This window comes from Halomonas sp. HK25 (assembly GCF_047795635.1).
GTDB lineage: Bacteria > Pseudomonadota > Gammaproteobacteria > Pseudomonadales > Halomonadaceae > Halomonas.
On record NZ_CP181044.1, the window covers coordinates 3764233 to 3785176 of the forward strand.

Genomic DNA, 20944 nt, shown 5'->3' on the forward strand with positions numbered 1-20944 from the left:
GCGGCTCGCTGCCACCCAGGGAAAGCCGCGCCCCGACGGCACTTTGCCGCCACGGCAGCCTGCCCCGTATAATCGATCTTTTGCCGTGCGCCCGAGGTGGGAATGGACAGGATTCTGGTCAGGGGTGCCCGCACCCACAACCTGAAGGATATCGATCTCGAGCTGCCCCGCGACAGGCTGATCGTGGTCACCGGGCTCTCCGGCTCCGGCAAGTCGTCGCTGGCCTTCGACACCCTCTACGCCGAGGGACAGCGCCGCTACGTGGAGTCGCTCTCCACCTACGCGCGACAGTTTCTGTCGATGATGGAGAAACCCGACGTCGATCATATCGAGGGGCTCTCTCCGGCGATCTCTATCGAGCAGAAGTCTACCTCCCACAACCCCCGCTCCACCGTGGGCACCATCACCGAGATCTACGACTATCTGCGCCTGCTGTTTGCCCGCACCGGCACCCCGCGCTGCCCGGAGCACGGCGAGGACCTGGAGGCCCAGACGGTCTCCCAGATGGTCGACCAGGTGCTGGCGCTGCCCGAGGGCAGCAAGCTGATGCTGCTGGCCCCGGTGGTCAAGGGACGCAAGGGCGAGCACCTGCAGCTGCTGGCCGAGCTGCGCGCCCAAGGCTTCGTGCGTGCCATGGTGAACGGCCAGGTGCTCGAGCTCGACGACATCGCTCCCCTGGACAAGAACCGCAAGCACGACATCAGCGTGGTGGTGGACCGCATCAAGGTCCGCGATGGCCTGCAGCAGCGCCTGGCGGAATCCTTCGAAACCGCCCTGAACCTCTCCGACGGCATCGCCATGGTCCACTTCATGGACGGCGAGCAGGAGGACATTGCCTTCTCGGCGCGCTTCGCCTGCCCGGTATGCGGCTACTCCATCGCCGAGCTCGAGCCGCGCATGTTCTCCTTCAACAACCCGGCCGGCGCCTGCTCCAGCTGCGACGGGCTCGGGGTGCAGCAGGTGTTCGACCCTGACAAGCTGATCAGTCACCCGGAGCTCTCCCTGGCCGAGGGCGTGATCAAGGGCTGGGATCGTCGCAGCGTCTTCTATTTCAACCAGCTGCAGTCGGTCGCGGAGCACTACCGCTTCACCCTGGAGACGCCCTGGCAGGAGCTGGCGCGCCATGAGCGTGAGGTGATCCTCCACGGCAGCGGCCATGACGAGGTCGCCTTCCACTACGTCAACGACCGGGGTCGCAAGGTGACCCGGCAGCATCCGTTTGAAGGGGTGCTGCCCAACCTGCAACGCCGCTATCGTGAGACCGAATCCAACATGGTACGCGAGGAGCTGGCCCGCTACATCGCCGTGCAGCCCTGCCCGGCCTGCCACGGCTCGCGGCTGCGCAAGGAGTCGCGTCACGTCTTCATCGACGAGCGCAATTTGCCGGAGATGGTTGGCCTGCCCATCGGCGAGGCCTGGGAATACTTCAAGGCGCTGACGCTGCCGGGGCGGCGCGGCGAGATTGCCGTCAAGATCATCAACGAGATCCACGCCCGCCTGGAATTCCTGGTCAACGTGGGGCTTGATTACCTCAACCTGGAGCGCAGCGCCGAGACCCTCTCCGGCGGCGAGGCCCAGCGCATCCGCCTGGCCAGCCAGATAGGCGCCGGCCTGGTGGGCGTGATGTATATCCTCGACGAACCCTCCATCGGCCTGCACCAGCGCGACAACGACCGCCTGCTCAAGACCCTGGAGCGCCTGCGCGACCTGGGCAATACCGTGATCGTGGTGGAGCACGACGAGGACGCCATCCGCGCGGCGGACCATGTGCTGGACATCGGCCCGGGAGCCGGCGTCCATGGCGGCCGCATCGTTGCCCAGGGCACCCCCGAAGCGGTGATGGCCAACCCCGACTCCCTCACCGGCCAGTACCTGGTCGGCATCCGGCGCATCGAGGTGCCGCCGTGGCGGATTCCCGGCAACCCTGAGAAGGTCCTTCGCCTGGTCGGAGCCACCGGCAACAACCTGCAGGACGTCACCCTGGAGCTGCCGCTGGGACTCTTCATCTGCGTCACCGGCGTCTCAGGCTCCGGCAAGTCGACGCTGATCAACGCGACGCTGATGCCCATCGCCGCCCGGGAGCTCAACCACGCCACCTCACTCACCCCGGGACCCCATGATCGCATCGAGGGGCTCGAGCAGCTCGACAAGGTCATCGACATCGACCAGAGCCCCATCGGCCGCACCCCGCGCTCCAACCCGGCCACCTACACCGGCATCTTCACGCCGATCCGCGAGCTCTTCTCCGGCACCCAGGAAGCCCGCTCGCGGGGCTACAAGCCGGGGCGCTTCAGCTTCAACGTCAAGGGCGGACGCTGCGAAGCGTGCCAGGGCGAGGGGATGATCAAGGTGGAGATGCACTTCCTGCCGGACATCTACGTGCCCTGCGACGTCTGCAAGGGAAAGCGCTACAACCGCGAAACCCTGGAGATCCAGTACAAGGGCAAGACCATCGATGAGGTGCTGGGGATGACCGTGGAGGAGGCGCTGGGGTTCTTCAGCCCGGTGCCGGCCATCGCCCGGCGCCTGCAGACCCTGCTCGACGTGGGGCTCTCCTATATCCGCCTGGGGCAGAGCGCCACCACGCTCTCCGGGGGCGAGGCGCAGCGGGTCAAGCTGGCCCGGGAGTTGGCCAAACGCGACACCGGCAAGACCCTCTACATCCTCGATGAGCCCACCACCGGGCTGCACTTCGAGGATATCCGCCAGCTGCTTACCGTGCTCCACCGCCTGCGCGACCACGGCAACACCATCGTGGTGATCGAGCACAACCTGGACGTGATCAAGACCGCCGACTGGGTGGTCGATCTGGGCCCCGAGGGTGGCTCCGGCGGCGGGCGCATCATCGCCGAGGGCACCCCGGAGCAGGTGGCGAAGATGGATGCCTCCCACACCGGCCGCTTCCTCAGGCCGCTGCTGGAACGCGCCCGGCGACACAAGGCCGAACCGGCATAAAAAAACCGGCCCCTCGAGAGGGGCCGGTTTGGCGTGCCGCAGCCGGAAGCGCGGTCGAGGATCACTCCTCGGCGGCGGCTTCCTCGGCCTCGACGATCGGGCGATCGACGAGTTCGACGTAGGCCATGGGCGCGTTGTCGCCGGTGCGAAAACCGCACTTGAGAATACGGACGTAACCGCCCGGACGCTCGACGTAACGCGGACCCAGCTCGTTGAACAGCTTGCCCACCGCTTCCTTCGAGCGGGTGCGGGCGAAAGCCAGACGACGATTGGCGACGCTGTCCTGCTTGGCCAGGGTGATGAGCGGCTCGATGACGCGACGCAGCTCCTTGGCCTTGGGCAGGGTTGTCTTGATGACCTCGTGCTCGATCAGCGACACGCTCATGTTCTTGAACATGGCCTGGCGGTGCGAGCTGGTCCGATTGAGATGACGACCACTCTTACGATGACGCATGGGTGTGATTCCTTACCAAACTGGGACTCGAGTCGGCGCTCACGCGGAGGCCTTGTCGTCCTTCAGGCTAGCCGGCGGCCAGTTTTCCAGCCGCATGCCCAGGGAAAGACCGCGCGCTGCCAGGACGTCCTTGATCTCGTTCAGGGACTTCTTGCCGAGGTTCGGCGTCTTCAGCAGCTCCACCTCGGTGCGCTGGATCAGATCGCCGATATAATAGATATTCTCGGCCTTCAGGCAGTTGGCGCTGCGAACGGTCAACTCGAGATCGTCTACGGGGCGCAGCAGGATCGGATCGATGTGATCCTCTTCCTCCTCCACTTCCTGTTCCTTGTCGGCTTCCAGATCGACGAACGCGGCCAGCTGATCCTGCAGAATGGTCGCGCTGCGACGGATCGCCTCTTCGGGATCCAGGGTGCCGTCGGTTTCCAGGTTGATGATCAACTTGTCGAGATCGGTGCGCTGTTCGACACGCGCGGCCTCGACGGAGTAGGAAACGCGACGCACGGGGCTGAAGGTCGCATCCAGCTGCAGGCGGCCGATGGCACGAGACTCATCGTCGGCACCGAGGCGAGCGTCCGCCGGCTCATAGCCGCGGCCGAGCGCCACCTTGAGCTGCATCTTGAGCTCGGCACCCTCGTTGACATGGGCGATGACGTGCTCGGGGTTGACGATCTCGACGTCATGGTCGAGCGCGATGTCACCCGCGGTGACGACGGCCGGGCCCTGCTTGTTCAGCGAGAGCACCGCCTCATCGCGGCTGTGCATCTTGATCGCCACGTCCTTGAGGTTCAGGAGGATCTCGATGACATCTTCCTGGACCCCTTCGATCGCGCTGTACTCGTGATCGACGCCACTGATCTCGGCTTCCACCACGGCACAGCCGGGCATGGACGAGAGCAGGATACGACGCAGTGCGTTGCCCAGGGTGTGGCCGAAGCCACGCTCGAAGGGCTCGAGCACGATCTTGGCGTGATGTGCGCTGATCTCTTCGACCTTGATGTCGCGCGGACGAAGAAACTCGGTCACTGAACGCTGCATATAACCACCTTTCAGGCTGCCAAACGGATACTCGGTACTCTGAGCCGGCCCCCGCTCGGGGGGCCGGGCGCTAGCAGCGCTTACTTGGAGTACAGCTCGACGATCAGGGCCTCGTTGATGTCGGCCGTCAGGTCGCCGCGCTCGGGCAGCGCCTTGAACGTGCCTTCCATCTTCTTGGCGTCGATCTCGATCCAGGCCACATCGCCGCGGTTGGCGGCCAGGGCCAGGGCACTCTGGATGCGCACCTGGTTCTTCGACTTCTCGCGAACGGAGACCACATCACCGGGCTTGACCTGGTAGGAAGCCACGTTGACGGTCTTGCCGTTCACGGCGATGGCCTTGTGGCTGACCAGCTGCCGAGCTTCGGAGCGGGTCGAGCCGTAGCCCATGCGATAGACGACGTTGTCCAGTCGGGATTCGAGGAGCTGCAGCAACACTTCGCCGGTCGCGCCCTTGAGACGGGCTGCTTCCTTGTAGTAGTTGCGGAACTGCTTCTCGAGTACGCCATACATGCGACGTACTTTCTGCTTCTCGCGAAGCTGCAAGCCGTATTCGGAAATACGCTGACGACGCTGGCCGTGCACACCCGGAATCTGCTCGGATTTGCACTTCTTCTCGAAGGGTGTCACACCGCTCTTCAGAAAGAGATCGGTGCCTTCCCGACGAGACAGTTTGCACTTGGGTCCAATGTAACGAGCCATGAATCTGTCTCCTTAAACGCGGCGTTTCTTCGGCGGACGGCAGCCATTGTGGGGAATGGGCGTCGCGTCGGTGATGCTCTGCACGCGGAAGCCGGCGGCATTGAGCGCGCGCACGGCGGATTCACGGCCAGGACCGGGGCCCTTGACCAGCACGTCGACGTTTTTCACACCATACTCGGCTGCAGCAGTCGCTGCACGCTCGCTTGCTACTTGAGCAGCGAACGGGGTGCTCTTGCGAGAACCACGAAAACCCGAACCACCGGCAGTCGCCCAAGAGAGAGCGTTGCCCTGGCGGTCTGTGATCGTAATGATCGTGTTGTTAAAAGAGGCGTGGATATGCGCAACGGCATCCACCACCTGCTTTTTAACCTTCTTGCGATTGCTACGCGGGTTAGCCATGTTGATGATTCTTCCTGTCTTTACGCCAGAACGTGCGTGTTATTTGCGGATCGGCTTGCGCGGGCCCTTGCGGGTACGCGCATTGGTCTTGGTACGCTGACCACGCAGCGGGAGACCACGACGATGACGCAGACCACGGTAGCAACCCAGATCCATGAGACGCTTGATATTAAGCGTGACATCACGGCGAAGGTCGCCCTCTACGGTATACTTGCCAACCTCGGAACGCAGGGTGTCGAGCTCTTCGCTGGACAGTTCCTGGATCTTGGCGGTCGACGCGATGCCGGACGCGGCACAGATTTCCTGTGCACGAGTGCGGCCAATCCCGAAGATATAGGTCAGCGAGATCGCCGCATGCTTGTTGTCCGGGATATTGACGCCTGCAATACGGGCCATCAGCTTACTCCGAAATTTGAGCGGCTTGCTCGTTGGGTCATCTTTAAAAGGCGCAACAGCATACCCCTTTCCCTGCGACAGGGCAAGAGGCATGCCGACGCCGGTCCATCACAGTGCCAGGAATCAGCCCTGGCGCTGCTTGTGCCGCGGTTCGCTGCAGATGACGCGGACGGCGCCATTGCGACGAATGATCTTGCAGTTGCGGCACATTTTCTTTACGGAAGCTCGAACTTTCATCGTTCCATCTCCAAGGTTGGCTCGCGCCACGATCCAGAGCTTCGGCTCGCGGCGCGCCAATACACGTGCGGCACGCCTCAGCGCATCATGCCGCCGCTACCGTAGCCTTTCAGGTTGGACTTCTTCATCACCGACTCGTACTGGTGCGACATGAGGTGCGATTGCACCTGGGCCATGAAGTCCATGATGACCACCACCACGATCAGCAGCGCCGTGCCGCCGAAGAAGAACGGCACGTTCCAGGCCACGATGAGGAACTGAGGCATCAGGGAAACCGCGGTGATGTACATGGCGCCGAACAGGGTCAGACGGGTCATGACCTTGTCGACGTAGCGAGCCGTCTGCTCGCCTGGACGAATCCCCGGCAGGAAGGCACCCGACTTCTTGAGGTTGTCGGCGACGTCCTTGGGATTGAAGACCAGCGCTGTGTAAAAGAAGCAGAAGAATATCACCGCCGCGCCAAAAAGCAAGATGTGCAGCGGCTGACCCGGGCCCAGGGCCTGGGAAGCACGCTGCAGCCACTCGAGACCGTCGCCACTACCGACCCACTGACCCAGCGACGCCGGGAACAGCAGGATGCTGGAGGCGAAGATCGCCGGGATAACGCCCGCCATGTTCACCTTCAGCGGCAGATAGCTGCTCTGGCCGGCGTACATCTTGTTGCCGACCTGGCGCCGCGGATAGTTCACGGTGATGCGTCGCTGGCCGCGTTCGATGAACACCACGAAGGCGACGGTGGCGACACCCAGCACGGCGAGGGCCAGCAGCGGCAGCACATTCCAGGCGCCTTCATTGCGAGCCAGTTCAAAGGCCTGCCCTACCGCACTCGGCAGACCGGCGACGATGCCCGAGAAGATCAGCAGCGAGATGCCGTTGCCGATCCCCTTCTCGGTAATCTGCTCGCCCAGCCACATCAGGAACACCGCACCGGTCACGAAGGTGACGATCGCGGTGAAATAGAAACTGAAGTCTGCCGTGTAGGCGATACCCTGGTTGGCCAGGCCGACCGACATGCCGGTGCCCTGAACCAGCGCCAGGACCACGGTGAGGTAGCGGGTGTACTGGCTGATCTTGCGACGGCCACCCTCACCCTCCTTCTTGAGCTGCTCAAGATGGGGTGAGACCGCGGTCATCAGCTGCATGATGATCGATGCCGAGATGTAGGGCATGATGCCCAGCGCCATGATACTCATCCGCTCCAGGGCGCCACCCGAGAACATGTTGAACATGCCGAGGATGGTGCCCTGCTGCTCCCTGAACAAGGCAGCAAGCTGGTCAGGATTCATACCGGGCACGGGGATGTGGGCACCGATCCGGTACACCACGATGGCGAGGAGCACAAAGCGCAGGCGCGCCCAGAGTTCACCCAGACCGCTGCCCGTCGCCGGCATTTTTCCTGACTTGGCCATTTAGTCCTCTACCTTGCCGCCGGCGGCTTCGATCGCGGCCCGGGCACCCTTGGTGACCTTGATGCCGCGGACCGTGACCGCCTTGTTCAGATCGCCGGACAGGATCACCTTCGCGTGCAGCGTGGCGTCCTTCAGCACGTTGGCCTGCTTGAGGGTCTCCAGAGTGACCTCGTCACCCGCCACCTTGGCGAGTTCACCCAGGCGGACCTCTTCGGAAACCAGCGACTTCATGGAGGTGAAGCCGAACTTCGGCAGACGCCGCTGCAGAGGCATCTGGCCGCCCTCGAAGCCGGGCTTGACGCTGCCGCCGCTGCGAGACTTCTGGCCCTTGTGGCCACGGCCGCCGGTCTTGCCCAGACCGGAGCCGATGCCACGACCGACACGCTTCTCAGCGTGCTTTGAACCCGGTGCCGGGCTCAGGCTATTGAGTTTCATGGATTACTCTCCCTCAACGCGCACAAGGTAGGTCACCTTGTGGATCATGCCGCGTACGGCAGGGGTGTCTTCCAGTTCAACCGTGTGACCGATGCGGCGCAGCCCAAGACCCTTCATGGTGGCCTTGTGCGTGGGCAAGATGCCGATGGTGCTGCGGGTCTGGGTAACCTTGAGTGTTGCTGCCATGGTATTTACCCCGTGATCGCTTCGACAGACAGACCGCGCTTCGCGGCGATGTCTTCCGGCGCTTGCATGGCAGTCAGGCCCCTGACGGTAGCCCGCACCACGTTCACCGGATTGGTGGAACCGTAGCACTTGGCCAGGACGTCATGGACACCTGCCAGCTCGAGCACGGAGCGCATGGCGCCGCCTGCGATGATGCCGGTACCCTCGGAGGCTGGCTGCATGTACACCTTGGAGGCGCCATGACGGGCCTTGACCGGGTACTGCAGGGTGCCACCCGCGAGGCTGACCTTGACCATGTTGCGGCGAGCCTGGTCCATCGCCTTCTGGATCGCGACCGGCACTTCACGCGCCTTGCCGCGACCGAAGCCGACTCGGCCCTTGCCGTCACCCACGACGGTCAGAGCGGTGAAACCGAAGATACGGCCACCCTTGACCACCTTGGCGACACGGTTGACCTGGACCAGTTTCTCCTGGAGGTCGCCGCTTTGCTGTTCGTTCTTCGCCATCGTAAAACCCTTTAGAATTCCAGGCCGCCTTCACGAGCGGCGTCGGCCAGGGCCTTCACGCGCCCATGGTACTTGAAACCGGCACGATCGAAGGCCACCTGGGTGATACCTGCTTCCTTGGCGCGCTCGGCAATCAGAGCGCCGACCTTGGCGGCGGCGTCGGCATTGCCGGTCGCACCCTCACGCAGGGCCTTGTCCAGCGTGGAAGCGCTGGCGAGGACCTTACCACCATCCGGCGAGATGATCTGCGCATAGATGTGGCGGGGGGTACGGTTGACGCACAGGCGATACACGCCCAGCTCGCGGATCTTGGCGCGAGCGCGGCGGGCACGACGGAGACGAGATTCTTTCTTCGCGTTCATAACCCTGCCTTACTTCTTCTTGGCTTCTTTGCGACGCACCTGCTCGTCGGCGTACCGAACACCCTTGCCCTTATAGGGTTCAGGCGGACGGAAGGCGCGGATTTCCGCGGCGACCTGGCCGAGCTGCTGCTTGTCCGCGCTCTTCAGCACGATCTGGGTGTTCTTCGGCGTTTCCGCAGAGACACCCTCAGGCAGCGTATATTCGACCGGGTGCGAGAAGCCCAGTGACAGATTGAGCGTCTGGCCCTTGGCCTGGGCACGATAACCGACGCCGATGATTTCGAGGGACTTGGTGAAGCCTTCGCTCACGCCGGTGACCAGGTTCTGAACCAGGGCACGGGTGGTGCCGGACATGGCCCAGCTCTTGGCGGCCTCGCTCGGCGCGAAGGTCAACTGACCCTCTTCCTGACCAATCACCACATCGGGGTGAATGGACAGGGACAACGTACCCTGACCGCCCTTGACGGTCAGCTGGTTACCGTCGAGCTTGATCTCGACACCAGCGGGTACTTTTACCGGATATTTGGCTACGCGGGACATTCCAAACTCCTAGAATACGGTGCAGAGGACTTCGCCACCGACACCGGCCTTGCGAGCCGCGCGATCGGTCATCACCCCGTTGGAGGTGGTGACGATAGCGATACCCAGGCCATCGGCGACCTTCGGCAGCGCGTCCTTGCCCTTGTACTGGCGCAGGGACGGCTTGGAAACTCGCTGGATGTGCTCGATGACCGGCTTGCCCTCGAAGTACTTGAGGGTCACCGTCAGCTCGGGCTTGGCAGCCTCGGACACCGCGAAGTCGTTGATGTAACCCTCTTCCTTCAATACGCGGGCCACCTCGATCTTCAGCTTGGAGGACGGCATGGTGACCGTCTCCTTGGTGGCCATCTGCGCATTGCGGATACGGGTGAACATATCCGCCAGAGTGTCTTGCATGCTCATTTACGTTGCGCTCCTGATTCTCGCGTGGCTTACCAGCTGGACTTCTTCAGCCCAGGGACATCGCCACGCATGGCGGCTTCACGCAGCTTGTTGCGGCCGAGGCCGAACTTGTTGTAGTAGCCGTGCGGACGGCCGGTGATGCGGCAGCGGTTACGCTGGCGCACCGGGCTGGAGTCACGCGGCAGCTGCTGCAGCTTCAGCGTCGCCTCGAAGCGCTCTTCGTCGGAAGCGTTGACGTCCTGGATGACCGCCTTGAGCTCGGCGCGTCTGGCGGCATACTTCGCCACCAGCTTGGTGCGCTTGAGCTCACGCTCTACCATGCTTTTCTTTGCCATGATCCCACCCTTATTTCTTGAACGGGAAGTTCAGCGCGCTCAGCAGCGCACGACCTTCATCATCGGTTTTGGCGGTGGTGGTGATGGTGACATCCAGACCACGTATCCGATCGATCTTATCATACTCGATCTCCGGGAAGATGATCTGCTCACGCACCCCCATGGAGTAATTGCCACGACCGTCGAAGGACTTCGGGTTGAGACCACGGAAGTCACGAACACGGGGGATCGCGATATTCACCAGGCGATCGAGGAAGTCCCACATGCGCTCGGAGCGCAGGGTCACCTTGATCCCGATCGGCCAGCCTTCACGCACCTTGAAGCCCGCGATGGACTTGCGTGCCTTGGTCACCATCGGCTTCTGACCGGAAAGCTTCTCCAGGTCACCGATGGCATTGTCGATCAGCTTCTTGTCGCTGGTCGCTTCGCCGATGCCCATGTTCAGAGTCACCTTGGTGACCCGCGGCACCTGCATCACGTTGGCGTAGCTGAACTGCTCTTTGAGTTGAGCCACCACCTCGTTCTGATAACGTTCTTTCAAGTTCGCCATTTTGCTACCCGACTCGCGTTAGGCGTCGATCTGCGTCTGCGTCGACTTGTAGATACGTACCTTGGTACCGTCTTCCTTCACCTGGAAGCCGACGCGATCCGCCTTACCGGTCTCCGAATTGAAGATGGCTACGTTGGACGCGTGAATCGGAGCCTCGCGCTCGACGATACCGCCCTGATTGCCCGCCATGGGATTGGGCTTGGTGTGACGCTTGATCATGTTCACACCGGACACCACGAAGCGGTTTTCGAGAACCCGCTTAACGGTGCCACGCTTGCCCTTATCCTTGCCGGCGATGACGACGACTTCATCGTCACGTTTGATTTTTTGCATATCCGCCTCGCTCCTTACAGCACTTCAGGCGCCAAGGAAATGATCTTCATGAACTTCTCGTTGCGAAGCTCACGAGTCACCGGCCCGAAGATACGGGTACCGATCGGCTGTTCGTTGGTGTTATTCAACAGAACCGCCGCATTTCCGTCGAAGCGGATCAGCGAACCGTCGGGACGACGGACGCCGCTACGGGTGCGAACCACCACCGCCTTGAGGACCTGGCCCTTCTTGACCTTGCCACGCGGAATGGCTTCCTTCACCGTGACCTTGATGACATCACCGATATGGGCGTAGCGACGGTGTGAACCGCCCAGCACCTTGATGCATTGCACCCGGCGCGCTCCGCTGTTGTCGGCGACATCCAGCATTGTCTGAGTCTGAATCATCGGTTTTCTCCAAACCTAATCTGACTGCACTGGTTTGACAGGCGTGAGCCGATCAGCCCTTGGCCTGCTCGACCACCTCGACCAGCATCCAGGACTTGGTCTTGGACAGCGGGCGGCACTCCTGGATGGAGACCGTATCGCCGGCCTTCGCCTGGTTCGCCTCGTCATGGGCGTGCAGCTTGGTGGAGCGCTTGACGTACTTGCCGTAGATCGGATGACGCACGCGCCGCTCGATCATCACGACGATGGACTTGTCCATCTTGTCGCTCACCACCTTGCCGGTGAGCGTACGGGCTTTCTTTTCTTCGACCATCTCAGTCACCTGCCTTCTCGTTGAGCACAGTCTTCACCCGGGCGATATCCCGACGAACCTGCTTGAGCAGATGAGTCTGGCTGAGCTGACCGGTGGCCTTCTGCATGCGCAGGTTGAACTGCTCGCGGAGGAGTTCGAGGAGCTGACTCTTCAGCTCATCGACTGATTTTTCACGGATTTCCTGGGCTTTCATCACATCACCGTCCGTTTCACAAAGGTGGTGGATATGGGCATCTTCTGGGCCGCCAGAGTGAAGGCCTCACGGGCCAGCTCTTCGGAGACGCCTTCGATTTCATACAGGACCCGACCCGGCTGGATCTGAGCGACCCAGTACTCGACGGAGCCCTTACCCTTACCCATACGGACTTCGAGTGGCTTCTTGGAAATCGGCTTGTCCGGGAACACGCGGATCCAGATCTTGCCGCCACGCTTGACGTGACGGGTGATCGCACGACGGCCGGCCTCGATCTGGCGCGCAGTAATGCGGCCGCGACCGGTTGCCTTCAGACCGTATTCCCCGAAGCTGATCCTGCTTCCGCGAAGCGCCAGGCCACGGTTGCGACCTTTCTGCATCTTGCGGAATTTCATACGCTTGGGTTGTAACATCGACTCGCTCTCCCCTTACCTGGAACCTTTCTTCTTGGAGGGCGCTGCCTGAGGCTGTTTCGCCTTGGCGCGGACCTCTTCGATGCCCCCGAGGATTTCACCCTTGAAGACCCACACCTTGACACCGATGATGCCGTAGGTGGTCTTGGCCTCAAAGGCGGCGTAGTCGATGTCCGCACGCAAGGTGTGCAGCGGCACACGGCCTTCGCGATACCACTCGGTACGCGCGATCTCGGCACCACCCAGGCGACCTGACAGCATCACCTTGATACCACCTGCCCCCAGGCGCATGGCGTTCTGCACGGAACGCTTCATGGCGCGACGGAACATGACGCGACGCTCGAGCTGACCGGCGATGTTCTGGGCCACGAGCATAGCGTCCAGCTCGGGCTTGCGAACTTCCTCGATGTTGACGTGCACGGGCACGCCCATCATCGCGGTGACCTCACGGCGCAGGCGATCGACATCTTCGCCCTTCTTGCCAATCACGATGCCCGGGCGGGCGGTGTGAATGGTGATGCGCGCATTATTGGCAGGACGCTCGATGGTGATGCGGCTCACGGAAGCGTTCTTGAGACGCTCCTCGAGGAAGCGGCGCACTTCGAGGTCACTGTTGAGCTTGTCGGCATAGGCGCCGCGCTCGGCGTACCAGACTGAGGTATGGTCTTTGACGATACCCAGTCGGATGCCTGTCGGATGTACTTTCTGACCCATCTGGTCGACTCCTACTTCTCGGCTACCTTGACGGTGATGTGGCAGGTGCGCTTCAAGATACGATCCGCGCGGCCCTTGGCACGCGGCTTGATACGCTTGAGCGTCATGCCCTCATCGACGCAGATGGTCGAGACACGCAGCTCGTCGATATCCATGCCGTTGTTTTCTTCCGCATTCGCGATGGCGGACTGCAGCACTTTCTTGACCAGCTTGGCAGCCTTCTTCGGTGAGAAGGTCAGCAGGTCCAGCGCCTCGGCGACCGGTTTACCGCGCACCTGGTCAGCCACCAAACGGGCCTTCTGGGCGGATAAACGAGCGCCACGCAGCTTAGCTGTGACTTCCATCTCTCAATCCTCTCTGGCTTACCGTTTGGCTTTCTTGTCCGCCGCATGACCGCGATAGGTGCGGGTAGCAGCGAATTCGCCCAGCTTGTGGCCAACCATTTCCTCGGCGACGTGCACCGGGACGTGCTGGCGACCGTTATGGACCGCAATGGTGAGCCCGACCATGTTGGGCAGGATCATGGAACGACGCGACCAGGTCTTGATCGGTTTGCGGTCGCTCTTCTCCACTGCAGCCTCGACCTTCTTCAGCAGATGAAGGTCAATGAAGGGACCTTTCTTCAGTGAACGTGGCACAGCCGTTACCTCTTAAAGTCTTGGCGTTTTCAATCAGTTCCGGGCCTTGCGGCGACGGATGATCAGCTTGTCGGTGCGCTTGTTCTTGCGGGTCTTGTGGCCCTTGGTGGGAATACCCCACGGGGACACCGGATGACGACCACCGCTGGTGCGGCCTTCACCGCCGCCGTGCGGGTGATCCACCGGGTTCATGGCCACACCGCGAACGGTCGGACGCACACCTCTCCAGCGCTTCGCACCGGCCTTGCCAAGCTGACGCAGGCTGTGCTCGGAGTTGCTCACTTCCCCCAGGGTCGCGCGGCACTCGGCCAGCACCTTGCGCATCTCGCCGGAGCGCAGACGCAGGGTGGCATAGCTGCCTTCACGGGCGACCAGCTGGGCGCTGGTGCCGGCACTGCGAGCGATCTGGGCACCCTTGCCGGGCTTGAGCTCGATGCAGTGCACGGTGGAACCCAGCGGGATATTACGCAGCGGAAGAGCGTTGCCCTTCTTGATGGCTGCGTTGACGCCGGACTCGAGCTTGTCGCCAGCGCTCACGCCCTTGGGCGCGATGATGTAGCGGCGCTCGCCGTCCAGGTACTTCAGCAGCGCGATGTGAGCGCTACGGTTCGGATCATACTCGAGGCGCTCGACGATGGCCGGAACGCCATCCTTGATGCGCTTGAAGTCGATGATCCGGTAGTGCTGCCGGTGCCCACCGCCCACGTGACGGGTAGTGATACGACCGTTGTTGTTGCGACCACCACTGCGCGACTGCTTTTCGAGCAGCGCCGCGAAGGGCTTACCTTTGTGCAGGTCTTCACCAACGATCTTGACGACGTGGCGACGGCCGGCGGATGTGGGTTTGGTCTTGACGATTGCCATTGTCCGTACTCCTGCCCTTATTCGGCGCCAGAGAAGTCTTCAAGGGTCTCGCCAGCGGCCAGCGATACATAGGCCTTGCGATACCCCTTGCGGTGACCCAGACCCTGCGCGGTGCGCTTGGTCTTGCCCTTGACGTTCAGCGTCTGAACGCGCTCGACCTTCTTGCCGAACAGAGCCTCGACGGCTTTCTTGATCTCGGGCTTGGTCGCGTCGCTGGCCACCTTGAACACGTACTGGTTGCGTTCGGCAGCCATGGCGGCCTTCTCGGTCACGTGCGGACCCAGCAGGACCTTGAATACACGCTCCTGGTTCATGCCAGCTTCTCCTCGAATTTGCGCAGGGCGGAGACGGTGACCAGCACCTTGTCGAAGGCGACCAGGCTCACCGGATCAGCGGCGGCCACGTCCACCACATCCACGTTGGGAATGTTGCGGGCGGCCAGGTAGAGCTTCTCGTCGACTTCCTCGGTGACGATCAGCACCTTCTCCAGACCCAGTTCGCTGAGCTTGGCAACCAGCTCCTTGGTCTTCGGCGCTTCGACGGAGATCTCCTCGACGGCCACCAGGCGTTCCTGACGCACCAGCTCGGAGAGAATGGAGCGCATCGCCGCGCGGTACATCTTGCGGTTGACCTTCTGCGAGTGGTCCTGAGGACGCGCCGCAAAGGTCACGCCGCCGCTGCGCCACAGCGGAGAGCGGATGGTACCGGCGCGAGCACGGCCGGTGCCCTTCTGACGCCACGGCTTCTTGCCGCCACCACGCACGTCGGAACGGTTCTTCTGGGCGCGAGTCCCCTGACGACCACCGGCCAGATAGGCGGTGACGACCTGGTGCACGAGCGCTTCATTGAAGTCTTTGCCAAAGGTGGCGTCGGACACTTCGACGATGCCAGCCCCGGCTGCAAGATTCAGATTCATCGGTCTCTATCCCCTTCAGCCAGCTTTCACGGCGCTGCGCACGATCACGTCACTGCCGGTGGCACCGGGCACGGCGCCCTTGACCAGCAGCAGATTACGTTCGGTGTCGACACGCACGACTTCGAGGCTCTGGACGGTGCAACGGACGTTGCCCATCTGGCCGGCCATCTTCTTGCCCTTGAACACGCGGCCAGGCGTCTGGCACATGCCGATGGAACCCGGCGCGCGGTGGGACAGGGAGTTGCCGTGAGTGTTGTCTTGGGTACGGAAGTTCCAGCGCTTGACGGCGCCCTGGAAACCCTTGCCCTTGGAGGTGCCGGTCACATCGATCTTTTGACCAGCTTCGAAGAGGGATACGGTGAATTCGCCGCCCACTTCCGGAGCCTCGTCACCTGCTTCCAGGCGGAACTCCATCAGCGAACGACCGGCCTCGACACCCGCCTTGGCGTACTGACCCGCCTGGGCTTTGCTGAGGTGCTTGGCCTTGCGAGAGCCGGCTGTCACCTGAACCGCCGCGTAGCCGTCATTTTCGACGGTCTTGACGCGAGTGATGCGGTTGGGAGCAACCTCGATCACGGTTACGGGCACAGAAGCGCCATCTTCGGCAAAGACACGGGTCATCCCGGCCTTTTTACCGACTAAACCGATAGTCATACTCAGTCTCCTTTAGTGTACGGGGCTGTCACCCGCTATGGCTGCCCTTTCCAGAGCATTCCACTAGCACGTTGTATGGCGCCTCACGGCGCGGCGGCTGCTGCTCATGCTGGCTCTTTAAAAGAGACGATGAGCGCTGGGCCGCGAGTGTCTAGTTGGAATCAGTCGAGCTTGATCTGCACGTCCACGCCAGCAGCGAGGTCGAGCTTCATCAGCGCATCAACGGTCTTTTCCGTGGGCTCGACGATGTCGAGCACACGCTTGTGGGTACGAATCTCGTACTGGTCGCGCGCGTCCTTGTTGACGTGCGGCGAGATCAGAACGGTGTACCGCTCGCGGTTGGTCGGCAGGGGAATCGGACCACGAACCTGGGCGCCGGTACGCTTGGCGGTCTCAACGATCTCCGCGGCGGACTGGTCGATCAGGCGATGGTCGAAAGCCTTCAACCGAATGCGAATCTTCTGGTTCTGCATTTGCCCTTAACTCCAATGGATCTCGACGGCGCGAGCCGTCAACCCACGCATTCAAAGGATGCGCATTATAGGTGCGCCGCGGACGAGAGTCAAACACTCTCCGCGCTGCGCAGAAAGGGGGCCCCTGACGGAGCCCCCTTCGATCATCGATCAGCCGAGGCTTACTGGACGATCTTGGCCACGACGCCGGCGCCGACGGTGCGGCCGCCTTCACGGATGGCGAAGCGCAGACCTTCGTCCATGGCGATCGGGGCAATCAGGGTGACAACCATCTTGACGTTGTCGCCCGGCATGACCATCTCGACGCCTTCCGGCAGCTCACAGGTACCGGTGACATCGGTGGTACGGAAGTAGAACTGCGGACGGTAGCCCTTGAAGAAGGGAGTGTGACGACCACCCTCTTCCTTGGACAGCACGTAGACTTCGGCTTCGAAGACGGTGTGCGGGTTGATGGAGCCCGGCTTGGCCAGTACCTGACCACGCTCGACGTCGTCACGCTTGGTGCCACGCAGCAGGGCGCCGACGTTCTCACCGGCACGACCTTCGTCGAGCAGCTTGCGGAACATCTCGACACCGGTAACGATGGTCTTGGTGGTGTCACGGATACCGACGATCTCGATCTCTTCGCCGGCCTTGACGACGCCACGCTCGATACGACCGGTCACCACGGTGCCGCGGCCGGAAATGGAGAACACGTCCTCGATCGGCATCAGGAACGGCTGATCGATGGCACGCTCCGGCTCCGGGATGTACTCGTCCAGGGCCTTGATCAGGTTGGCAACGGCGGTGGTGCCCATGCCGTTGTCGTCCTTGCCTTCCAGGGCCATCAGCGCAGAGCCGGTGATGATCGGGGTGTCATCACCCGGGAAGTCGTACTCGTCGAGGAGTTCGCGAACTTCCATCTCGACCAGCTCGAGCAGCTCTTCGTCGTCGACCATGTCGGCCTTGTTCAGGAACACGACGATGTACGGAACGCCAACCTGACGAGACAGGAGGATGTGCTCGCGGGTCTGCGGCATCGGACCGTCGGCGGCAGACACCACCAGGATGGCGCCATCCATCTGAGCCGCACCGGTGATCATGTTCTTCACGTAGTCGGCGTGGCCGGGGCAGTCGACGTGCGCGTAGTGGCGCTCCTCGGACTGGTACTCCACGTGAGAGGTGGCGATGGTGATGCCGCGCTCACGCTCTTCCGGGGCGTTGTCGATGGTGTCGAACTCGCGCCAGTCACCGCCGAATACCTCGGCGGAGACGCGGGTCAGAGCCGCAGTCAGCGTGGTCTTGCCGTGGTCGACGTGACCGATGGTGCCGACGTTGACGTGCGGTTTGGAACGCTCAAATTTTTCCTTAGCCACTGCTATAACCTCTTTACGTTAGCTAACGGTTAACCGTTTTGGTTGATGACGGCTTCAACGACGCTGGACGGCGCCTCTTCGTACTGCGCGAACTCCATGACGTAGCTTGCGCGGCCCTGGGTCTGAGAACGCAGATCGGTCGCGTAACCGAACATCTCAGCCAACGGAACCCGAGCGCGGATGATCTTGCCCATTGACGAGTCATCCATGCCCTCCACCAGGCCACGACGGCGGTTCAGGTCGCCCATGACGTCACCCATGTAGTCCTCGGGGGTCACGACTTCGACCTTCATCACCGGCTCCAGCAGCACGGCCTTGGCCTTCTTGGCGCCTTCCTTGACGGCCATGGAAGAAGCAACCTTGAACGCGGTTTCGTTGGAGTCCACGTCGTGGAAGGAACCATCGTACAGCGTAACCTTGACGTCGATCATCGGGTAGCCCGCGATGACACCGTTCTGCAGCTGCTCGTAGGCCCCTTTCTCGACGGCAGGCACGTATTCCTTGGGAACCACACCGCCGACGATCTCGGAGGCGAATTTGAAGTGCATATCTTCATCTTCGCCCTTGTCTTCCTGGGTGAGCGGCTCGATGCGCAGCCAGACGTGGCCGTACTGACCGCGACCGCCGGACTGACGCACGAACTTACCTTCCTGCTCCACCTTGCCGCGAATGGTCTCGCGGTAGGCTACCTGCGGCTTGCCGATGTTGGCCTCGACCTTGAACTCGCGACGCATGCGGTCGACAAGGATGTCCAGGTGCAGCTCGCCCATGCCGGAGATGATGGTCTGACCGGTCTCCTCGTCGGTGCGGACCTGGAAGGAGGGGTCCTCCTGGGCCAGCTTGCCCAGCGCCACACCCATCTTCTCCTGGTCGGCCTTGGACTTCGGCTCCACGGCCACGGAGATCACCGGATCCGGGAACTCCATGCGCTCCAGCACGATCTTGTCGGTCAGGTCACACAGGGTGTCACCGGTGGTGACGTCCTTCAGGCCGATACAGGCGGCGATATCGCCGGCGCGCACTTCCTTGATCTCCTCGCGGGAGTTGGCGTGCATCTGTACGATACGACCGACACGCTCCTTCTTGCTCTTGACCGAGTTGAAGACGCCGTCGCCGGAGTTCAACACGCCGGAGTAGACGCGAATGAAGGTCAGGGTACCGACGAAGGGGTCGGTGGCGATCTTGAACGCCAGAGCGGCGAAGGGCGCGCTGTCGTCGGCCTCGCGGGTGGCGATGGTGCCGTCCTTGTCGTCCAGCTCACCCTCGATGGCCTTGACCTCGGTGGGAGACGGCAGGTACTCGACCACCGCATCCAGCACCGCCTGCACGCCCTTGTTCTTGAACGCGGAACCGCAGGTGACCAGCACGATCTCGTTGGCCAGGGTGCGACGACGCAGGCCAGCCTTGATCTCATCCTTGGTGAGCTCGCCGCCCTCGAGGTACTTGTCCATCAGCTCTTCGGACGCCTCGGCCGCGGCCTCGACCATCTCCTCGCGGTACTTCTCGGCGGTCTCCTGGAGCTCCGCAGGGATGTCGACGAGGTCATAGGTGACCCCCAGATCCGACTCGTTCCACAGGATCGCCTTCATCTCGAGCAGATCAATGACGCCCTTGAAGTCTTCCTCGGTGCCCCAGTTGATCTGGATCGGCACGGCGTTGGCGCCCAGACGGTCCTTGAGCTGGTCGACCACCATGAAGAAGTCGGCGCCGGTGCGGTCCATCTTGTTGACGAACACCATGCGCGGCACTTCGTACTTGTTGGCCTGACGCCAGACGGTCTCGGTCTGGGGCTGCACGCCGGACGAGCCACACAGCACCACGACGGCACCGTCGAGAACCCGCAGGGAGCGCTCGACTTCGATGGTGAAGTCAACGTGCCCAGGGGTGTCGATGATGTTGATGCGGTGCTCATCGAACTGGTGGTTCATGCCCTTCCAGAAGGTGGTCACGGCAGCGGAGGTAATGGTGATACCCCGCTCCTGCTCCTGCTCCATCCAGTCGGTGGTGGAGGCGCCTTCATGGGTCTCGCCGAGCTTGTGGTTGACACCGGTGTAGAACAGCACGCGCTCGGTCGTGGTGGTCTTGCCGGCATCGACGTGGGCGACGATCCCGATATTGCGGTAGCGGTTGAGTGGAGTCTTGCGAGCCACGATGGAACTCCCGGTTGGTTGGCGATGCGTTTAGAGGCACTGCGCTTGGAAGCGCCGCACTGCGAATCGGAGCACTTAGAACCGATAGTGCGAGAATGCCTTGTTGGCTTCTGCCATGCGGTGCACGTCTTCACGCTTCTTGACCGCGGAGCCCTTGCCCTCGGCGGCGTCCAGCATCTCGCCCGCCAGGCGCTGCACCATGGTCTTCTCGCCACGACGACGGGCGGCATCCACCAGCCAGCGCATGGCCAGGGCCTGACGGCGTGACGGACGAACTTCCACCGGCACCTGATAGGTCGCACCGCCAACACGGCGAGACTTCACCTCGACCATGGGCTGGATGGCTTCCAGCGCCTTGTCGAAGATCTCCAGCGGGTCTTCATTACTGCGCTCGGCAACCTTGTCCAGCGCACCGTAGACGATACGCTCAGCCACGGACTTCTTACCACCGAACATCAGGTGGTTCATGAACTTCGCCAGCCGCTCGCTTCCGAACTTGGGATCCGGAAGAATCTCACGTTTTGCCGCAATTCTTCTTCTAGGCATGATAAGCCCTCTGTTGAAGGGTCCTTCAGGTAAACTCGGGACTCACGCTCGACCTCATTGAGGCGGCGCCGCCCGACCTTACTCTTATCAG

At 62.2% G+C, this 20944-nt stretch carries 32 protein-coding genes; 1 reads left to right on the forward strand and 31 read right to left on the reverse strand.

Annotated features, from left to right (window positions below; translation table 11 throughout):
* Positions 1-102 precede the first annotated feature (102 nt).
* Positions 103-2955 carry an excinuclease ABC subunit UvrA gene (uvrA, locus tag ACM26W_RS17690; RefSeq protein ID WP_416138285.1) on the forward strand — a complete coding sequence of 951 codons (2853 nt, stop codon included), beginning with the start codon at positions 103-105 and terminating at the stop codon, positions 2953-2955.
* A 61-nt stretch (positions 2956-3016) separates the two neighbouring features.
* On the opposite strand, the gene rplQ is transcribed toward uvrA, so the two are convergent.
* The 31 genes from rplQ to rpsG form a co-directional block, all read right to left on the reverse strand.
* Complete coding sequence (rplQ, locus tag ACM26W_RS17695) at positions 3017-3409, reverse strand: 50S ribosomal protein L17 (protein ID WP_416138286.1); 393 nt, start codon at positions 3407-3409, stop codon at positions 3017-3019.
* A gap of 39 nt (positions 3410-3448) precedes the next feature.
* The gene (locus ACM26W_RS17700; protein WP_416138287.1) at positions 3449-4447 is read right to left on the reverse strand and encodes a DNA-directed RNA polymerase subunit alpha; all 999 of its coding nucleotides are present in this window, start codon (positions 4445-4447) and stop codon (positions 3449-3451) included.
* A gap of 80 nt (positions 4448-4527) precedes the next feature.
* Positions 4528-5148, reverse strand: coding sequence for a 30S ribosomal protein S4 (gene rpsD / locus ACM26W_RS17705; RefSeq protein ID WP_416138288.1), 621 nt, complete (start codon positions 5146-5148; stop codon positions 4528-4530).
* A 12-nt stretch (positions 5149-5160) separates the two neighbouring features.
* Positions 5161-5547, reverse strand: coding sequence for a 30S ribosomal protein S11 (gene rpsK / locus ACM26W_RS17710; protein WP_013331014.1), 387 nt, complete (start codon positions 5545-5547; stop codon positions 5161-5163).
* 39 nt (positions 5548-5586) lie between these two features.
* Positions 5587-5943 carry a 30S ribosomal protein S13 gene (gene rpsM, locus ACM26W_RS17715; RefSeq protein WP_416140919.1) on the reverse strand — a complete coding sequence of 119 codons (357 nt, stop codon included), beginning with the start codon at positions 5941-5943 and terminating at the stop codon, positions 5587-5589.
* 123 nt (positions 5944-6066) lie between these two features.
* Positions 6067-6180, reverse strand: coding sequence for a 50S ribosomal protein L36 (rpmJ, locus tag ACM26W_RS17720; protein WP_008959154.1), 114 nt, complete (start codon positions 6178-6180; stop codon positions 6067-6069).
* Positions 6181-6257: 77 nt separating this feature from the next.
* On the reverse strand, positions 6258-7589 hold the full coding sequence (gene secY / locus ACM26W_RS17725; protein WP_416138289.1) for a preprotein translocase subunit SecY: 1332 nt from the start codon (positions 7587-7589) through the stop codon (positions 6258-6260).
* Positions 7590-8024 (reverse strand): 50S ribosomal protein L15, encoded by a 435-nt coding sequence (rplO, locus tag ACM26W_RS17730; RefSeq protein WP_416138290.1) that lies wholly within the window; start codon positions 8022-8024, stop codon positions 7590-7592.
* 3 nt (positions 8025-8027) lie between these two features.
* Positions 8028-8210, reverse strand: a complete 183-nt coding sequence (gene rpmD, locus ACM26W_RS17735; protein ID WP_290906756.1) for a 50S ribosomal protein L30 — start codon at positions 8208-8210, stop codon at positions 8028-8030.
* Between the two features lie 5 nt (positions 8211-8215).
* On the reverse strand, positions 8216-8716 hold the full coding sequence (rpsE, locus tag ACM26W_RS17740) for a 30S ribosomal protein S5 (protein ID WP_416138291.1): 501 nt from the start codon (positions 8714-8716) through the stop codon (positions 8216-8218).
* A gap of 11 nt (positions 8717-8727) precedes the next feature.
* A complete protein-coding gene (gene rplR / locus ACM26W_RS17745) occupies positions 8728-9078 on the reverse strand; it encodes a 50S ribosomal protein L18 (protein WP_023007536.1) in 351 nt (116 codons plus the stop codon).
* Between the two features lie 9 nt (positions 9079-9087).
* The gene (gene rplF, locus ACM26W_RS17750) at positions 9088-9618 is read right to left on the reverse strand and encodes a 50S ribosomal protein L6 (protein WP_416138293.1); all 531 of its coding nucleotides are present in this window, start codon (positions 9616-9618) and stop codon (positions 9088-9090) included.
* A 9-nt stretch (positions 9619-9627) separates the two neighbouring features.
* On the reverse strand, positions 9628-10020 hold the full coding sequence (gene rpsH, locus ACM26W_RS17755) for a 30S ribosomal protein S8 (RefSeq protein WP_290906760.1): 393 nt from the start codon (positions 10018-10020) through the stop codon (positions 9628-9630).
* Between the two features lie 29 nt (positions 10021-10049).
* Positions 10050-10355, reverse strand: coding sequence for a 30S ribosomal protein S14 (rpsN, locus tag ACM26W_RS17760; RefSeq protein WP_416138294.1), 306 nt, complete (start codon positions 10353-10355; stop codon positions 10050-10052).
* A 10-nt stretch (positions 10356-10365) separates the two neighbouring features.
* Positions 10366-10905: a 50S ribosomal protein L5 gene (gene rplE, locus ACM26W_RS17765; protein WP_379761254.1), complete on the reverse strand. Its 540-nt coding sequence runs from the start codon at positions 10903-10905 to the stop codon at positions 10366-10368.
* A gap of 18 nt (positions 10906-10923) precedes the next feature.
* Entirely contained in the window at positions 10924-11238 is a 315-nt protein-coding gene (gene rplX, locus ACM26W_RS17770) for a 50S ribosomal protein L24 (RefSeq protein WP_416138295.1), read from the reverse strand.
* Between the two features lie 14 nt (positions 11239-11252).
* Positions 11253-11624, reverse strand: a complete 372-nt coding sequence (rplN, locus tag ACM26W_RS17775; RefSeq protein ID WP_416138296.1) for a 50S ribosomal protein L14 — start codon at positions 11622-11624, stop codon at positions 11253-11255.
* Between the two features lie 52 nt (positions 11625-11676).
* On the reverse strand, positions 11677-11937 hold the full coding sequence (gene rpsQ, locus ACM26W_RS17780; RefSeq protein WP_416140920.1) for a 30S ribosomal protein S17: 261 nt from the start codon (positions 11935-11937) through the stop codon (positions 11677-11679).
* A gap of 1 nt (position 11938) precedes the next feature.
* The gene (gene rpmC / locus ACM26W_RS17785) at positions 11939-12130 is read right to left on the reverse strand and encodes a 50S ribosomal protein L29 (protein WP_290906765.1); all 192 of its coding nucleotides are present in this window, start codon (positions 12128-12130) and stop codon (positions 11939-11941) included.
* A complete protein-coding gene (rplP, locus tag ACM26W_RS17790; RefSeq protein ID WP_416138297.1) occupies positions 12130-12543 on the reverse strand; it encodes a 50S ribosomal protein L16 in 414 nt (137 codons plus the stop codon). The genes rpmC and rplP overlap by 1 nt, the downstream gene beginning before the upstream one ends.
* Positions 12544-12558: 15 nt before the next feature.
* On the reverse strand, positions 12559-13257 hold the full coding sequence (gene rpsC / locus ACM26W_RS17795; protein WP_416138298.1) for a 30S ribosomal protein S3: 699 nt from the start codon (positions 13255-13257) through the stop codon (positions 12559-12561).
* 11 nt (positions 13258-13268) lie between these two features.
* The gene (rplV, locus tag ACM26W_RS17800) at positions 13269-13601 is read right to left on the reverse strand and encodes a 50S ribosomal protein L22 (RefSeq protein WP_010626471.1); all 333 of its coding nucleotides are present in this window, start codon (positions 13599-13601) and stop codon (positions 13269-13271) included.
* A gap of 18 nt (positions 13602-13619) precedes the next feature.
* Positions 13620-13895: a 30S ribosomal protein S19 gene (rpsS, locus tag ACM26W_RS17805; protein WP_416138299.1), complete on the reverse strand. Its 276-nt coding sequence runs from the start codon at positions 13893-13895 to the stop codon at positions 13620-13622.
* A gap of 33 nt (positions 13896-13928) precedes the next feature.
* The gene (gene rplB / locus ACM26W_RS17810; protein ID WP_416138300.1) at positions 13929-14759 is read right to left on the reverse strand and encodes a 50S ribosomal protein L2; all 831 of its coding nucleotides are present in this window, start codon (positions 14757-14759) and stop codon (positions 13929-13931) included.
* 17 nt (positions 14760-14776) lie between these two features.
* Complete coding sequence (gene rplW / locus ACM26W_RS17815) at positions 14777-15073, reverse strand: 50S ribosomal protein L23 (protein ID WP_416138301.1); 297 nt, start codon at positions 15071-15073, stop codon at positions 14777-14779.
* Positions 15070-15675 carry a 50S ribosomal protein L4 gene (gene rplD, locus ACM26W_RS17820; RefSeq protein ID WP_416138302.1) on the reverse strand — a complete coding sequence of 202 codons (606 nt, stop codon included), beginning with the start codon at positions 15673-15675 and terminating at the stop codon, positions 15070-15072. The genes rplW and rplD overlap by 4 nt, the downstream gene beginning before the upstream one ends.
* A gap of 15 nt (positions 15676-15690) precedes the next feature.
* Positions 15691-16329: a 50S ribosomal protein L3 gene (gene rplC / locus ACM26W_RS17825; RefSeq protein ID WP_416138303.1), complete on the reverse strand. Its 639-nt coding sequence runs from the start codon at positions 16327-16329 to the stop codon at positions 15691-15693.
* A gap of 161 nt (positions 16330-16490) precedes the next feature.
* Positions 16491-16802 (reverse strand): 30S ribosomal protein S10, encoded by a 312-nt coding sequence (gene rpsJ, locus ACM26W_RS17830; RefSeq protein ID WP_021819602.1) that lies wholly within the window; start codon positions 16800-16802, stop codon positions 16491-16493.
* A gap of 161 nt (positions 16803-16963) precedes the next feature.
* A complete protein-coding gene (gene tuf, locus ACM26W_RS17835; RefSeq protein ID WP_416138304.1) occupies positions 16964-18157 on the reverse strand; it encodes an elongation factor Tu in 1194 nt (397 codons plus the stop codon).
* A 29-nt stretch (positions 18158-18186) separates the two neighbouring features.
* Complete coding sequence (gene fusA / locus ACM26W_RS17840; protein WP_416138305.1) at positions 18187-20307, reverse strand: elongation factor G; 2121 nt, start codon at positions 20305-20307, stop codon at positions 18187-18189.
* Between the two features lie 75 nt (positions 20308-20382).
* A complete protein-coding gene (gene rpsG, locus ACM26W_RS17845; RefSeq protein WP_416138306.1) occupies positions 20383-20853 on the reverse strand; it encodes a 30S ribosomal protein S7 in 471 nt (156 codons plus the stop codon).
* Positions 20854-20944 lie beyond the last annotated feature (91 nt).